General features: G+C 39.0%; 15 protein-coding genes. 2 read left to right on the top strand and 13 right to left on the bottom strand.

Annotated features, from left to right (window positions below; all coding sequences use genetic code 11):
* Positions 1–22 precede the first annotated feature (22 nt).
* The 10 genes from budA to ilvD all read right to left on the bottom strand — a co-directional run bounded on the left by budA (position 23) and on the right by ilvD (position 11,948).
* Positions 23–742, bottom strand: a complete 720-nt coding sequence (gene budA / locus LWE_RS10230; RefSeq protein WP_011702776.1) for an acetolactate decarboxylase — start codon at positions 740–742, stop codon at positions 23–25.
* A 191-nt stretch (positions 743–933) separates the two neighbouring features.
* Entirely contained in the window at positions 934–2,202 is a 1,269-nt protein-coding gene (ilvA, locus tag LWE_RS10225) for a threonine ammonia-lyase (protein ID WP_011702775.1), read from the bottom strand.
* A gap of 18 nt (positions 2,203–2,220) precedes the next feature.
* Positions 2,221–2,802: a 3-isopropylmalate dehydratase small subunit gene (gene leuD, locus LWE_RS10220; RefSeq protein WP_011702774.1), complete on the bottom strand. Its 582-nt coding sequence runs from the start codon at positions 2,800–2,802 to the stop codon at positions 2,221–2,223.
* Positions 2,789–4,177 (bottom strand): 3-isopropylmalate dehydratase large subunit, encoded by a 1,389-nt coding sequence (gene leuC, locus LWE_RS10215; RefSeq protein ID WP_011702773.1) that lies wholly within the window; start codon positions 4,175–4,177, stop codon positions 2,789–2,791. The genes leuD and leuC overlap by 14 nt, the downstream gene beginning before the upstream one ends.
* 1 nt (position 4,178) lies before the next feature.
* Complete coding sequence (gene leuB, locus LWE_RS10210; RefSeq protein ID WP_011702772.1) at positions 4,179–5,231, bottom strand: 3-isopropylmalate dehydrogenase; 1,053 nt, start codon at positions 5,229–5,231, stop codon at positions 4,179–4,181.
* A 1-nt stretch (position 5,232) separates the two neighbouring features.
* Positions 5,233–6,771 carry a 2-isopropylmalate synthase gene (locus LWE_RS10205; RefSeq protein WP_011702771.1) on the bottom strand — a complete coding sequence of 513 codons (1,539 nt, stop codon included), beginning with the start codon at positions 6,769–6,771 and terminating at the stop codon, positions 5,233–5,235.
* A 158-nt stretch (positions 6,772–6,929) separates the two neighbouring features.
* Complete coding sequence (gene ilvC, locus LWE_RS10200; RefSeq protein WP_011702770.1) at positions 6,930–7,925, bottom strand: ketol-acid reductoisomerase; 996 nt, start codon at positions 7,923–7,925, stop codon at positions 6,930–6,932.
* Between the two features lie 97 nt (positions 7,926–8,022).
* A complete protein-coding gene (gene ilvN, locus LWE_RS10195; RefSeq protein ID WP_011702769.1) occupies positions 8,023–8,514 on the bottom strand; it encodes an acetolactate synthase small subunit in 492 nt (163 codons plus the stop codon).
* Positions 8,515–10,236 (bottom strand): biosynthetic-type acetolactate synthase large subunit, encoded by a 1,722-nt coding sequence (gene ilvB, locus LWE_RS10190; RefSeq protein ID WP_011702768.1) that lies wholly within the window; start codon positions 10,234–10,236, stop codon positions 8,515–8,517. It abuts the gene before it with no gap.
* 17 nt (positions 10,237–10,253) lie between these two features.
* Positions 10,254–11,948 carry a dihydroxy-acid dehydratase gene (gene ilvD, locus LWE_RS10185; protein ID WP_011702767.1) on the bottom strand — a complete coding sequence of 565 codons (1,695 nt, stop codon included), beginning with the start codon at positions 11,946–11,948 and terminating at the stop codon, positions 10,254–10,256.
* 688 nt (positions 11,949–12,636) lie between these two features.
* On the opposite strand from ilvD, the gene LWE_RS10180 reads away from it, so the two are divergent.
* Both LWE_RS10180 and LWE_RS10175 read left to right on the top strand, forming a co-directional pair.
* Complete coding sequence (locus LWE_RS10180; protein WP_011702766.1) at positions 12,637–13,164, top strand: GNAT family N-acetyltransferase; 528 nt, start codon at positions 12,637–12,639, stop codon at positions 13,162–13,164.
* Complete coding sequence (locus LWE_RS10175) at positions 13,137–13,622, top strand: DUF6884 domain-containing protein (RefSeq protein WP_011702765.1); 486 nt, start codon at positions 13,137–13,139, stop codon at positions 13,620–13,622. Before LWE_RS10180 ends, LWE_RS10175 begins: the two co-directional genes overlap by 28 nt.
* On the opposite strand, the gene LWE_RS10170 is transcribed toward LWE_RS10175, so the two are convergent.
* The 3 genes from LWE_RS10170 to zwf form a co-directional block, all read right to left on the bottom strand.
* The gene (locus LWE_RS10170; RefSeq protein WP_011702764.1) at positions 13,605–13,742 is read right to left on the bottom strand and encodes a hypothetical protein; all 138 of its coding nucleotides are present in this window, start codon (positions 13,740–13,742) and stop codon (positions 13,605–13,607) included. The two genes, LWE_RS10175 and LWE_RS10170, sit on opposite strands and share 18 nt — an antisense overlap.
* A 30-nt stretch (positions 13,743–13,772) precedes the next feature.
* Positions 13,773–14,204 carry a YueI family protein gene (locus LWE_RS10165; protein WP_011702763.1) on the bottom strand — a complete coding sequence of 144 codons (432 nt, stop codon included), beginning with the start codon at positions 14,202–14,204 and terminating at the stop codon, positions 13,773–13,775.
* 118 nt (positions 14,205–14,322) lie between these two features.
* The gene (gene zwf / locus LWE_RS10160; protein WP_011702762.1) at positions 14,323–15,798 is read right to left on the bottom strand and encodes a glucose-6-phosphate dehydrogenase; all 1,476 of its coding nucleotides are present in this window, start codon (positions 15,796–15,798) and stop codon (positions 14,323–14,325) included.
* Positions 15,799–15,932 lie beyond the last annotated feature (134 nt).

The following is a 15,932-nucleotide window of genomic DNA, read 5'->3' as shown; positions in this document are numbered from 1 at the left end:
ATTTTTTAGAGGAGTTCTTTTATCAATTTTCCGCAGCTTCAATCTGTTCCAACATATCTGGCGTACTTAAATCACTTCTTAAGAATTCTGTCGTTTGAGGTAATTGAAGTTCGAATTCGGTTTGTTGAGCAACCTCTACCGTGCCTTCAAGCATCTCATAGTCAAATACATGACCTCCGATTTTGCGCATATCATCAATAAAATGCACGTGATAACCAGAAACTCCAATACCGCTAATATAAGCAGGTGTCCAAAAACCAACAATGGTGCCAGTGATATATTCGAAATGATAGGTTGGCTGTTCTTTTACCGCTTCAATGAGTGGTGGATATGGTCTTTGTTGTTTCGGTACGACACGAGTATCTACATAACGAAAATTACCTGTCATTTTCACCGCATAAAAAACATTCGGTCCTTGTACTAATTCCGCAATTTTTTCCTCGACCGCTTGTTTAGAAGTAGTCTCTGAGATGACAAAAGAAGTGTCCGCTTCAAAAAAAGTAGTGCTTGCATAAGGTGTCGTATCTTCTGGTTTTACTTTGTAAGCTTGCCCGTCAGACCGGATTTGAAAAGCTTCTCCGTCCAAAATAATTAATTCGCCATCAAATTGATCAAGTGTTCCTATACCAAGGTCACCATGTTGTAGTAATTCTTTGAAATTTGTCGTTCCACTAAAAAGTCCACCAACAAGTGCTGCCATTGTAGAATGCTGAAATAATCGATTTTTTCTTATTGCGTCCATTATTGCCACTCCTTGAATTGTTATATAAAAAATATGTTTTTATATAATACAGTTTTATATCTATACGCTTATTATACTACTTTATATCCTTAAACAAAAGGTTTTAAACTATAAGCGTAAATAAAATACTGCTATAACAGCCAGACAAACTGTAATATAAAAAGAGATCCCGCGTCCTGCGAGAACTCTTTTTAAACAAGTAAAGTGTAAAGGGTTTGATTGTCATTAATCGGAATATAGTTGGGATCAAAAGCTGCAACCCGGTCGAGTAAGCCTTCGTAATCATTTTTATCTTGCAATAAAACACCAATGATAACAGGTCCATTGCCGCGATTTACCTTTTTTGTATATTCAAATTTAGTGATATCATCATGTGGGCCAAGTACATCGTTCACAAATTCTTTCAAAGCTCCAGGGCGTTGCGAAAAATTGACGATAAAATAATGCTTTAATCCTTCATGGAGAAGGGAACGCTCTTCAATTTCTTGCATCCGGTTGATATCGTTGTTTCCGCCACTAACAATACAAACAACCGTTTTATCTTTAATTTCTTCGCGATACTTTTCAAGAGCAGCCACGGAAAGTGCGCCAGCTGGTTCTGCAACAATCGCTTGCTTCGTATACATATCTAAAATGGTAGAACAAACCGCCCCTTCAGACACCGTTGCCACTTCATCAACCAACACTTTTGCATGTTGAAACGTCAAACTACCCACTTCTTTTACTGCGGCGCCATCGACAAATTTATCGATTTTATCCAGTGTTACGACTTGGTTTTGTTTTAAAGCCTCAGTCATGGAAGGGGCACCAGCTGGCTCTACACCGATAATTTTAGTAATAGGGCTTTTCGCTTTAAGATAGGTTGCAACACCACTAATTAAACCACCACCACCAATGCCAGCAAAAACATAATCTGCTTGCTCATGTGCTTTATTTAAATCTTTTACCATTTCAACAGCGAGCGATCCCTGACCAGCAATAATATCTGGATCATCAAATGGAGGAATAAAAGTCTGACCATGAAGTGCGGCGTATTCTTTTGCAGCAGTGGCTGACGCATCAAACGTGTCACCAACTAAAACAACTTCGACGTTACTACCACCGAAAAACCTTACTTGAGATACTTTTTGTTGTGGGGTAGTTGTTGGCATAAAAATCGTTGCAGGAACTGTCATTCGTTTACAAGTGTAAGCGACTCCTTGGGCATGATTTCCAGCACTTGCACACGCTACTCCTTTTTCTAGTTGTGCTGCTGATAATCTAGAAATAGCATAAAAAGCACCACGCAATTTAAACGAACGAACCCGCTGTAAATCTTCACGTTTAAGGTACACATTGCAATGATATTTTTCTGAAAGATAAAAATCATATTCCAGTGGCGTATGTTTGACGACAGATTTTAATGCATCATAGGCTTTTTCGACATCTTCTTCTGTTACTAATAAATCAACTAACTCCATCATCCTCACTACCTTTTCTTATATGGAATCTACTTTTTGTTCATAGGCTTTAATCGCATCAATATGTTCAAATGTAATAGCGATATCATCCAGTCCATTAATAAATTTATTTTTCCAAGTTGCATCAATTTCAAAAGGATAGGTGCCAACTGAACTAATGACTTGTTGATTTGGCAAGTCAATTGTGACATCCTCATCCGCAGCGATTTCTGCTAGTTTTTCCCGAGCATCTTTAGGAAGAACGATAGGGAGCACTCCATTCTTGGTACAATTCATATAAAAAATATCACTATAACTTCCAGCAATAATTACACGAAAACGATAATCAAGTAGCGCCCATGCGGCATGCTCTCTAGAAGAACCACAACCAAAATTATCTCCTGTAATTAAAATAGTTGCTTCTTGACGATCCGAGGCATTGAGTGGGAAATCTGGATTGGGTTTACGATTCGGAAGGTAGCGCCAACTATCAAATAAAAATTCACCAAAACCAGTTCGTTCAATTCGTTTTAGAAAACTTTTAGGTATGATTTGATCGGTATCAATGTTGTCATTCATTAGCGCAACAGTTTTTCCAATGTGTACTTTAATTTCCTCCACTAATAACCGCCTCCTTTCGAATATCAATAAAGTGTCCGTTGATTGCCGCAGCTGCAGCCATTGCTGGTGAAACGAGATGAGTACGTGCACCTTTACCTTGACGTCCTTCGAAATTACGATTCGATGTAGATGCGCAGTGAACACCATCTGGTACTTGGTCAGGGTTCATTCCTAGACACATCGAACAGCCAGGTTCACGCCATTCAAATCCAGCCGCTATAAAAATTTTATCCAGCCCTATAGATTCGGCCGCATTACGAACTTGCCGAGAACCTGGAACAACTAGTGCGCGAATATTATTTTTCACTTTGTTTCCTTTAACAATACGAGCAGCTTCTTCTAAATCAGAAAGTCGAGCGTTGGTACAAGAACCTATAAATACATAACCAAGCTCAATTTGTTCTGCTTTTTGTCCGGGTTTTAGTCCCATATATTCATAAGCGCGCTCATAGTTCATATCTTTAATTTCCGGAAATGCTCTAGAAAAAGGGACACCCATTTCGGGGTTCGTTCCCCAAGTAACATATGGTTCTAGTGTACTTGCATCCATTTCGATATGAAGATCATATTCCGCATCAGGATCAGTTTGGAGCGTTTTCCAATCGCTAATGGCTTTTTCCATATCAGTCGGAGCATATTCACGACCGCGAACATATTCAAAAGTAGTTTCATCTGGTGCCATCATTCCCATTTTTGCGCCACCTTCAATCGCCATGTTGCAAATCGTCATTCGTTCTTCCATCGACATATTCTGAATCGTTTCACCGTAATATTCCACTGCATAACCAGTGCCAAATGCAACCCCATAAGTGGCAATCAAGTGTAAGATAATATCTTTTGCATACACGCCTTTTGGAAGTTTGCCTTTAATTTCGATGCCCATTGATTTTGGCTTTTGTTGCCAAATCGTTTGAGTGGCAAAAACATGTTCTACTTCACTAGAACCAATCCCGAAACCAATCGCTCCGAAAGCGCCATGAGTCGCTGTATGAGAATCCCCACAAACAATAACTTTACCAGGCTGAGTTAGTCCGGTTTCAGGTCCAACCATGTGAACAATACCTTGACGATCACTGCCCATATCTGCTAGCGTTACACCAAATTCTGCGCAATTAGTTTGCAAGGCCTCAATTTGCTTTTTAGCAACAAGGTCTTGAATGTTGAAAATATCTTCAGTTGGAACATTATGATCCATTGTAGCAAATGTTTTATCTGGTCTACGTAGTGGCCGATTTTCCATTCTCAGTCCTTCAAATGCTTGAGGAGAAGTAACTTCATGAATCAAATGAAGATCAACATATAATAATTGCGGTTCACCTTCTTTGCCATAAATGACATGACGATTCCAAAGTTTATCAAAAAGCGTTTTTCCCATTTTATTCTCCTCCTTCAATTTGTTTTAGAACTTCGCTTGTAAAATCCGTTGTAGAAGTATTGCCTCCAAGATCAGCGGTTAAAAATCCAGCTTTCATAGTTCTCGTTGCAGCCGCATCAATCGCATCCGCTTCTTTAAAAAGGGAAAAGGATTGGCGGAGCATCATTGACACAGAAGAAATCATCGACATTGGATTGGCGATATTTTGGTTGGCGATATCTGGCGCAGAACCGTGAATTGGTTCATATAAAGACGGCCCATTTTCCGCATGACTAGCAGAAGGGAGCATCCCCAGTGAACCTGTGATAACAGAAGCTTCATCACTTAAAATATCTCCAAATAAATTTTCTGTCACAATAACATCGAATGTAGTTGGTCGCTGAATCATTATCATTGCAGCGGCATCTACGTATAAATGTTCTAGCGTAATAGCTGGATGACGACTAGCTACTTCTTCGGCGATTTTACGCCATAATTTACTAGAAGCAAGAACATTTGCTTTATCTACAGAAGTTACTTTTTTATTTCTTGTTGCAGCGATTTCAAACGCTTTCTCAATAATTCGCTCGATTTCTGCACGAGTATACGTCAAAGAATCAATAGCGCACTCGTCATTCCAGTGTTTTGGTTCCCCGAAGTAAAGACCCCCAGTTAGCTCACGAACAACCACGAAATCTGTATGCTCAACAATTTCCTTTTTTAAAGGAGAAAGGTGGCTGATTGCACTTGGAACTTGGATAGGGCGGATATTAGCGAAAAGGCCAAGTGCTTTTCGTAGAGCAAGTAAGCCATCTTCGGGACGCTTCGTTGCATTATCCCATTTAGGACCGCCAATTGCTCCAAGTAAAATGGCGTCTGCATCTTGACATGCTTTTAAGGTTGCGGGAGGGAGCGGACTGCCAGTAGCATCAATTCCTGCACCACCAAACGGATGCGCTTTAATTTCAAAAGTATGGTGGTATTTTTTTGCAATTAACTCCAATACTTGGATTCCAGCAGACATGATTTCTGGACCAATTCCGTCGCCAGCTAAGGAAGTAATTTTATATGTCACGTTATTTTACCTCCTCAAAATCAACTTGCTTTGTAGTGCTTTTACTTTTTCCTGAAGCTTGTAAATAAGCTTTAGCACTAGCCGTTAAAACATCAAAGTCGATGCCGATACCGTGGAATTCAGTTTCATTATTATCTTTAATAACGACATGTACTTCTGCTTGAGCGTCTTGGCCAGCCGTAATCGCTTGGATGCGATAATCAATTAATTCAATATCCTGTTTCATTAGACGATTAATCGTGTTATAAATGGCTTCAATACTACCAGAACCTGTTGCAGCATCTTCTATCAAAGCGCCATCACGTTCTTCGATACGAACGATGGCACCTTGTACACCGCCAGAAACATATTGTACTTGTAGATGTTTTAATTCGAAATTATCAGTGGATTCAGAAGACTGCCCAAGAATGAGCGCATGCAAATCTTCTTCCGTTACTTCTTTTTTAGCATCCGCGAGTTGTTTAAAACGTTTAAAAGTATCTTTAAGTTCTTGTTCGCTTAACGTATAGCCCATTTCTTCCATTCGTGTGTGGAAGGCATGTTTTCCAGAAAGCTTACCAAGTGGAAGGGAATTTTTATCTACGCCGACTAGTGCGGGAGTGATGATTTCGTACGTATCAGGATTTTTTAGCACGCCATCTTGATGAATACCAGATTCATGCGCATAAGCATTTCCGCCGATAACTGCCTTGTTACGAGGAACTGGCATACCAGACAAACGACTAATCAAATCACTTGAGTTTTTAAATTGATTTAAGACGATATTGGTTTCCGCTTGATAAAAATCTTTGCGGATGTGAAGGGCTACGGCAACTTCCTCTAGGGCTGTATTACCGGCACGTTCACCAATTCCATTAATTGTACCTTCGACGCGTCTTGCACCGTTTTCAATTGCTGCTAGTGCATTAGCGGTCGCCATGCCAAGATCATCATGACAATGAGAAGCAAAAATAATATCATCAAATTGCTTTATTTCACGGCGCAAATCTTGGAATAATTGCCCGAATTCGGTTGGATTTGTATACCCGACCGTATCTGGAATGTTGATGACAGTCGCGCCTGCATCAATCGCTGTTTGAACTGCTTCAATCAGAAAAGCTCGATCTGACCGAGTTGCATCTTCTGGTGAAAACTGTACGATATCAAATTTTTGTCTTGCGTAATGGATGTGGTGTTTAATGGAAGCAAGTACTTCCGCCCGACTCATTTTTAATTTGTATTCCATGTGCACATCGCTTGTTGCTAGGAAGATATGTATTTGCGGAGAAACAGCTTCTTTAAGCGCTTCTTCTGCACGGTCGATATCTCCTTCAACGCAGCGCGCTAACCCTGTTACAGAACAATGTTTAATCGCTTTAGCAATGGCCCTGACACATTCAAAATCTCCAGGAGAAGAAATCGGAAAGCCGGCTTCAATCACATCAATTCCAAGTTTTTCGAGTTGTAAGGCAATCTGGATTTTCTCCTTTACGTCAAAATTAACTCCAGGGGTTTGTTCGCCATCTCTTAGTGTAGTATCAAAAAACTGGATTTTCTTCATTCGATTTCACCTCTTGTTTTATATTAGATAGGGAAGCTTGGATTTTTCCTGCTTTCAGTATCAGTTTAGGAAAGAAATAGGTTCTTCCTTAAACTCATATGGAAAAAAGGATAAACGGTTGCTAGGTGAGAATTTCACCTAGCAATCCGAGTTAAGTATTAATGTTGTGGTTTGACAAATGGCATCATTTCTCGAAGTTCTGCACCGACTTTTTCAATTTGATGGCCTTGTTGTTCTTTGCGCATTCTATGGAATTCTTTAAAGCCATTTTTGTTATCATCGATGAAAGACTTGGCAAAGTTACCATTTTGAATGTCAGTAAGTACTTCTTTCATTGCTTTCTTTGTATCTGCTGTAACAACACGCGGACCAGATACATAATCACCATATTCAGCTGTATTTGAGATAGAGTGGCGCATTTTCTCCATACCACCTTCATACATCAAATCAACAATTAGCTTCATTTCATGTAGTACTTCAAAATAAGCAAGTTCGGGTTGATAGCCAGCTTCCACAAGTGTTTCGAATCCTGCTTGGATAAGATGAGTCGCACCCCCACAAAGAACTGCTTGTTCGCCAAATAGATCGGTTTCTGTTTCTTCCTTGAAAGTTGTTTCAATAACGCCAGCACGAGTTGCTCCAATACCTTTTGCATAAGAAAGTGCTGTTTCACGAGCGTTTCCAGTTGCATCTTGGTAAATAGCAAATAGGGAAGGTACCGCGCCACCTTCGACGAATGTACGACGAACTAAGTGACCAGGGCCTTTTGGAGCTACTAGGAAAACATCTACATCATTTGGAGGGTTAATTACATCAAAATGAATGTTAAAACCGTGAGCGAAAACGAGGGAGTTACCAGCTTTTAAGTTAGGTTTGATTTCGTTTTCATATGTTTCACCTTGTGTTTCATCTGGCAAAAGAATCATGATAACATCTGCTTTTTCAGCGGCTTCACTGACAGAATAAACATCAAAGCCATCGTTTCTAGCAGATTCAGCAGATTTTCCTTCGCGGATGCCGATAATAACATTATTACCATTATCACGTAGATTTTGAGAATGTGCATGCCCTTGCGAACCATACCCGATTACTGCTACTGTTTTACCTTCTAGTGCGTTATTTTTTACTGCATCTTCATAATAAACTTTTGTCATTTTTCCTAACCTCCAACTAGTTTCTTTTTATATTTCAGAATAGCAATGTGCTTATCTGATGCTAACAAAGCAACGAATTGCTTTGTAGTCAATGATTTTAACCCATTTTTTTAGAACTTCTTGTGAAACCTGTTACGCCTGTTCTAGCCATTTGCTTAATACCGTATGGGCGAACTGTGTCAACAAAAGCATCAATTTTTTCGCTTGTACCAGTTACTTGGATGACGACATTTTTAGTGCCAACATCAATAACAGTCGCACGAAATGGTTCAATTACTGCATTTAGCTCAGAACGTAAGGCAGCAGGGGAGTTGATTTTGAGTAAAGCAAGTTCACGTTCAATATGCGCGTCATCTGTAATATCACTCACTTTTAGCACATCGATTTGTTTGTTAAGCTGTTTTGTTACTTGTTCGATTTCGTAAAGTGAATCAACATGGACGACGATAGTAATTCGGGAAACATTTGGGATTTCAGTCCAGCCAACTGAGATACTATCAATATTGTATTGGCGTCTAGAGATAACCCCAGTAATACGATTAAGTACGCCAGAAGAGTTGTTCACAGTAGCAGTAATGATTCGGCGCATTTATTCCACCCCTTCCATTTGGTGATTTGGTTTGCCGCTTGGAACCATTGGAAGTACAAGTTCGTCTTTTGCGACATGAACATCAATAACAATTGGACCCGGATGAGCGAATGCTTTTCTTAAATCTTTTTCAAGCGTTTCAGGATTCGTCAAACGAACACCTTTGACACCATATGCTTCAGATAATTTAACAAAGTCTGGTTGGCTTGTAAAAATTGAATGAGAATATCTTTCACCATGGAATTTCTCTTGCCACTGACGAACCATTCCAAGCGAACCATTATTGATAATAACTGTTTTAACATTGATTTGATAATCGTTTAAAATCGCTAATTCTTGGTTGGTCATTTGAAATCCGCCGTCGCCAACAACTGCGACTACAGTCTTTTCTGGGAAAGCAAGTTGTGCACCAACCGCTGCTGGAAAACCAAAGCCCATTGTGCCAAGACCACCACTTGTAATAATTTGGTGATCAAATTGGAAAGGGTAGAACTGCGCTGTCCACATTTGATGTTGTCCTACATCAGTGGAAACAAGCGCCTCACCTTGTGTGATTTCGCCAATGAGTTCAATCACACGCTGTGGTTTAATTTCTGCTTTTTTTGTTTTGTCAAAATGGAAAGGATGGCGATTTTTGCGTGTCATATTTAATTTGTACCAATGAGATGTATCTGGATAAACCGGGAGTTCCATCTGTAGTAGTTGAGTAAGCGTTTCATTAATGTCAGCTACGATTGGAATTTGTGTTTCAATAATTTTGCCAATTTCAGCAGGGTCAATATCGATATGAGCAATAGTTGCTTTAGTGGCAAATTCTTTTGGCGCACTTGCAAGACGATCATCAAATCTTGAGCCAAAATTAATGAGTAAATCGCAATCTGTCAATGCCATATTTGCTGCATAAGAGCCGTGCATTCCTCCCATACCTAAGAATAAATCATGACTTTGCGGAAAACTTCCAAGGCCGAGGAGTGTATTAACAATTGGAATTTGATAACGTTCAGCAAATTCGAGTAATTCAGCTGTAGCTCTAGAATGATTGACTCCAGCACCTGCAAGAATAAGTGGCTTGCTTGAGGCAGAAAGAGCTTGCATTAATTTTTCGAGCTGAAGTGGGTTCGGTGAATAAGTCGGTTGATAACCCGGCAAATCTATCGTATCTGGACGAACAGTATCTGTTTGGATAATGCCCATATCTTTTGGAATATCCACGACGACAGGTCCTTTTCGGCCAGTACTTGCGATATGAAAAGCTTCATTGACGATTTTTGGCAAATCTCGTACATCGCGAACTTGATAGTTATACTTGGTGATTGGAATTGTAAGCCCAATCATATCAGCTTCTTGGAAAGCATCTTTTCCAATTCCAGGTGTATGAACTTGTCCAGTGAAAATAACTAGCGGAATTGAATCGCTCATTGCATCTGCTATACCAGTTAATACATTCGTTGCACCAGGTCCACTCGTTACAACAACAACACCTGGTTTTCCAGTTACACGAGCATAACCTTCCGCAGCATGAATGGCTCCTTGTTCGTGCCTAGTTAGAATATGGGGAATATCACAGTCATAAAAAGCATCATAGAGAGGTAGAACAGCGCCACCTGGATAACCAAAAATCATGTCTACTTGTTGCTTTTTCAAGGAGTCAATTAACAGCTCTGCGCCACTTTTATTTACCTTTTTTGTCGCTTTTTCATTTGTTTTTGTCGTATCAATCACGCTTATCACCTCATTTTTTAGTCGATTAAATCTTCTGGGATTTGCAAAATACCACCAGTATGTGCGCTAGTTACAAGAGCGGTATATCTAGCAAGATAACCAGTTTTTACTTTGGCTTTAAATTTCGGTAATTCTTTTCTTCTCTCTTCTAAAACTTCATCCGAAACATCTACATTTAAAGTTCGGTTTGGCAAATCAATTGTGATAATATCACCATCATGAACGAGTGCGATTGGGCCACCAGCAGCAGCTTCAGGTGAAATGTGACCAACTGCTATACCACGAGTAGCTCCGGAAAAACGACCATCTGTAATTAAAGCAACATCTTTTCCTAAACCTCGGCCCACTATACTAGACGTCGGGGCCAGCATTTCAGGCATTCCTGGCCCGCCTTTTGGTCCTTCATAGCGAATAACAACCACATGACCTTCACGAACAGTATGGTTATCTATTGCTTCAACAGCCTCATCATGAGAACTAAAGCAAATGGCCTCTCCTTTAAACACTTGTACGGAAGGATCTACACCCCCAACTTTGATTGCAGCTCCTTTTGGTGCGATATTACCGAACAACATCGAAAGTCCGCCAACTGGGCTATAAGGATTTTCTTTAGGATGAATAACATCGGTATTGTTAATTTTTGCATCGGCGACATTTTCACGAATAGTTTTACCAGTAACAGTAATTCGGTCTGGATGAATAGCGCCACCAAGGTCAACGAGCTCTTTAACGATAGCAGAAACACCACCAGCTTCATGAACATCGTGCATAGAATAAGAAGAGGAAGGTGCAATTTTTGAAAGGTAGGGAACGCGTTTGGCAATATCATTGATACGCTCTAAATCGTAATCTTCAATACCAGCTTCATTTGCAAGTGCGAGTGTATGTAATACGGTGTTTGTCGAACCACCCATTGCCATATCAAGTGCAAATGCATCGTCAATAGCATCTTTTGTAATAATGTCGCGAGGACGAATATCTTTTTTTACTAAATCCATTAGGTGAAAAGCAGATTCTCTAATAAGTTCGCGGCGTGCATCGGAAACAGCAAGCGTAGTACCATTTCCAGGAACAGCCATACCAAGGATTTCCATTAAACAATTCATGGAGTTAGCTGTAAACATTCCTGCACAAGACCCACATGTCGGACAGGCATTAGCTTCCATATCCAGAAAATCTTCTTGTGACATGCTGCCATCCTTGAATGCACCGACTGCTTCAAAAACAGAAGAAAGGGTGAGCGCTTTTCCATGAGCGGATAACCCAGCTTTCATTGGACCACCAGAACAGAAAATAGCAGGTACGTTTGTGCGGACAGAAGCGAGTAGCATGCCAGGTGTAATTTTGTCACAGTTAGGGATATAGAAAACCCCATCAAACCAGTGTGCATTTATAACTGTTTCTGCTGCATCCGCGATAACTTCACGAGAGGGGAGGGAATAACGCATACCAATGTGTCCCATGGCAATTCCGTCATCTACACCAATCGTATTAAATTCAAATGGGATACCGCCAGCTTCTCTAATTGCTTCTTTAGCCACATCCGCAAGTTCTCTCAAATGCACATGACCGGGAACAATATCAATATAAGAATTACAAATAGCGATAAATGGTTTATCCATATCACCTGGACTTTTAATTTGACCTGTAGCATGTAATAAACTTCTTGCTGGTGCTTGTTCTACACCTTTTTTTATTTTGTCACTACGCATTTGAATTTACCCCATTTCTAATTAAGAATTATTTGCCGACACTGAATTTTTAGAATTCACTAAATAGCGCGGCATTAATATATATGATTAAGTATTTATCTGCTTGATAAGTGCTTTTCTATGCTTGAAAACTCGAAATCTAGCTAAAGAAAAAGCACCCCAATGATGAAAACAATGGGATGCTTTGCTAGAATCCCATTTAACGTAAACAGGACTCAAACTACTGTAAATTTCTACAGCGCTCAAAGTCCTTCTAGAGTAATAAAATTGTAATGACTGATTTGGTCGTTTTCATAAGTCATTATCCCCTTCGTTAAATGGTTTTAGATTTCCGATTAGTCGCACATTTTTGAAAAAATTAATATCAAGAAATGTTATGTTATTATTTAATATATATGGTTGTCAGGCGATTGTCAATTGTTATTTTGAAAGTTTTCCGTCAGTTTGCACAATTCAAGCAACTTACACTTTTACTTCAAATTAGTACCTGGTCTTATAATTAAAGTATAATGCAAATGGAAGCGCATTCAAAAATGAAAGGTCAAGCATATAGTCAGAATAGTTTTATTTTTATAGTTTTTTCTATTTGCTTCATAATTTGGAAGAAAAATCACACATTAGTTGCGTTCTTCTATCCAATTCTGCTAAATTGAAAGTAATAAATTAGTAGGAAAGTCGGGTTTTTGCTGTGGATAATTTGGAAACAGATCGATTAATTTTGATTAACTACACATTAGAAATGATTCAAGCTACAATTGGTGGAACAGAAGCTTTAGAGAGAGCAAGTGGCTACCAAGTGTCCCCAGACTGGCCGGGGATTGATTTCTTTTTTTATTTACCATATGTGCTAGAAAATGTAAAAAAAGACGATAGGATGATTAAATGGACGCGTTTAGTCGTTTTAAAACAAGAAAATAAAATTATCGGTGAAATTGGTGGTCAAGGAAACCCTGATGAGACTGGGGAAATAGAGCTAGGATATAGTATAGTGCCAGAATATCAAAATAAAGGTTATATGTCAGAGGCGCTTAGCGAAATGATTGCTTGGCTAGCGGAACAGCCTAACATTATTCGTATATTTGCCAGATGTTATGAGCAAAATGAGGCATCTATCCAAGTGTTAAAACATAATCGTTTCGTACATATAGAAGAAAAAGATACCGAAGAGAGACAAGGAAGCGTGATGATGTGGGAATATCCAATAAAACAAACCTGATAATTATCGCATCAGGAAAACCGAAAATATGGGATAAATATCCAAATATTGGTCCAATGAAAGCAAAAGAAGTTTACACTGGAACCTTTCATCGTTTGAGTAAAGCTTATGCAGAGCAATTTGCGAATGATTATTTAATTTTATCTCCTAAATACGGCTTTTTACGACCAGATGATATTATTTCAGAAACATACGATGTTCGTTTTACGATACAAGGGACAAATGACAATACCATTCAGATGGAGGAACTAAAAAAGCAGTGGCAAAAACTACAAATAAACCCTACTGAACGAGTACCGATGTTAGGCGGCAAAAAATTCAGAGGGTTATTAGCGAGTATTACAGACGGGAAACAGTTATTTAGTTTTCCGCTTGAAGGGGCAACAGGGATAGGAGTTATGCAGCGCGAATTAAAGCAAGCCGTCGAGACAAATACGCCACTAGATGGTGCTGAGTAGAAGCAGGGCAGCAGTAATGAGCAAAAACATAACACCCATATTAATATTTTTTCGAATGAAGAAATATATGGTTTGTAACGCCATCAAAATAGCGAGTGATATGGCAATAAGATGTAGCATAAATGAACCTCCTAAATAGTACGCGGAAAATTATTGAAACAATTTGCGAACCTTCTCTAATAAAGAGACAGGTTCTTCTTCTTGTTCTACTGGTTCTTCTTTATATAAATGAATATCTTCTTTGTTTACCGCTTTTTGACAGGCGAGGACGAGGTAAATATCTGTTTCACCTTCTAAGCGACTAACGATGGAAAATTCATGTTTACATTTTTCCGCTAACTTAATGTAAGGGCGTAAAGAATTGTAATGCAGTAATCCATTTAAGAGAAGTTTGGAGTCATTATTCTCTAGTATTGCTTTTTCTAGTTCTGGAAGATATTCTTGGGTCAAAACTTCTTCTTTTGTAAGAGCGACTAATACTCGTTCACGGTAAGTTCCTAAATATTTCTTCTTCTCAGCGGGATTAATTTCTTTTGCCCCATACATGCCTTTTTCAAGATAGTCATCGATATTTTCAGCCATTATATGAGCTCCTTTAACTAGTTAGTTTTCCTCTCTATTCTAACATGCTAGGGAACTTTTGCAAGTAAACAAAGAAAACCAGAAACAGGCTAACTTAGCCATATTTCTGGTTTTTTGATTAATCGATTGGGAACCACTGGAATCCGTCGCGTTGAATAAGTTCGTCTGCTTCTTTTGGACCCATGGAGCCGGATTTATAATTAGGGAAATAATCTTTTGTATTCGTCCAAACATCCGCCACATGATCAATAAAGTTCCAGGAAAGTGATACTTCATCCCAATGAGAGAAGTAAGTCGCATCGCCGCGCAAACAGTCTAGAATTAATTTTTCATATGCTTCAGGTGTATTCATACCATCTGGAGAAGAATGAACATAGTTTAAATTAACTGGCATCGTAACCATTCCTTGTCCAGGCTCTTTCACATTTAGATGAAGAGTAATACCTTCATCAGGTTGGATATGAATAACAAGGACATTTCCACCAAGTGATTGTTGATGACCAAATAGGTTTAGCGGCACATCTTTGAATTGAATCGCGATTTGTGTAGTTTTCTTCGCAAGACGTTTACCAGTACGAATGTAAAATGGAACGCCAGCCCAGCGGAAATTGTCGATTTCAAGTTTGGCTGCCACAAATGTTTCTGTATTCGAATGTGGATCGACATTGTCTTCTTGACGGTAGCCTTTTAGTTCTTTACCATCCACTTCACCAGGACCATATTGTCCACGGATAAAGTTTTGATGTACTTCTTTTCCTTCAAAAACACGTAAAGAACGAAGCGCGCGCACTTTTTCATGTCGAATTTCGCGTGTCGATAAGTTAATTGGTGGTTCCATCGCGAGTAGGGAAACGATTTGTAAGATATGGTTTTGAACCATGTCTCGAAGTGCACCGCTTTCGTCATAATAGCGTCCGCGGTCCTCTACGCCAAGCACTTCTGTCAAAGTAACTTGGATATTATCAATATACCGATTGTTCCAAAGCGATTCAATAATCGAATTAGCAAATCGAATGACCGAGATATTTTGAATCATTTCTTTGCCTAAATAATGATCAATACGATAAATTTCATCTTCATTAAATGCTTGGCGAAGGGAATTATTTAATTCTTCCGCGCTAGCTAAATCATGTCCAAAAGGTTTTTCGATAATTAAACGATGGAAACCTTTTGTATCTACAAAACCTTCCGATTTAATACGGCTTGCGATAGTCCCAAAGAAATTTGGCGCCATTGCAAGATAGAAAAGACGATTACCATCTAGTTCATATTTAGCATCTAGCTCATCAGACAAATCTTTTAAAGTTACATAAGATTCTTTATTTGTTACATCATGGGATTGATAGTAGAAATGAGAAGCAAAGGCATCCGCGTCTTTTTCGGAACCATCAATGTCTTTAATAGACTCTTTTACTTTATCACGGAAGAAATCGTTACTCCATTCACGACGAGCCGTTCCAATAACAGCAAAATTGTCGCCAAGAGATCCCTTACTATATAAATGATATAACGAAGGGTAAAGTTTGCGATTTGCCAAATCTCCCGTACCGCCAAAAATAGTAATCAATGCTTTTTGTTCTAACTCATCTGTCATACGTCATTTACCCTCTTTCTTATTCTCTTAATGGCAAAAAATTAACTGCTAAGAAAAAGATTTCTTAGTTTGAAAAGAACCCCACAAAAAAAGGCCTTATTAAATGAGCTATTAATTTTCCTCATTAGTCCATA

Source organism: Listeria welshimeri serovar 6b str. SLCC5334, from assembly GCF_000060285.1.
GTDB classification, from domain to species: domain Bacteria; phylum Bacillota; class Bacilli; order Lactobacillales; family Listeriaceae; genus Listeria; species Listeria welshimeri.
Note: the sequence above shows the minus strand (reverse complement) of the source record. Positions and strands in the feature narration are given on the sequence as shown.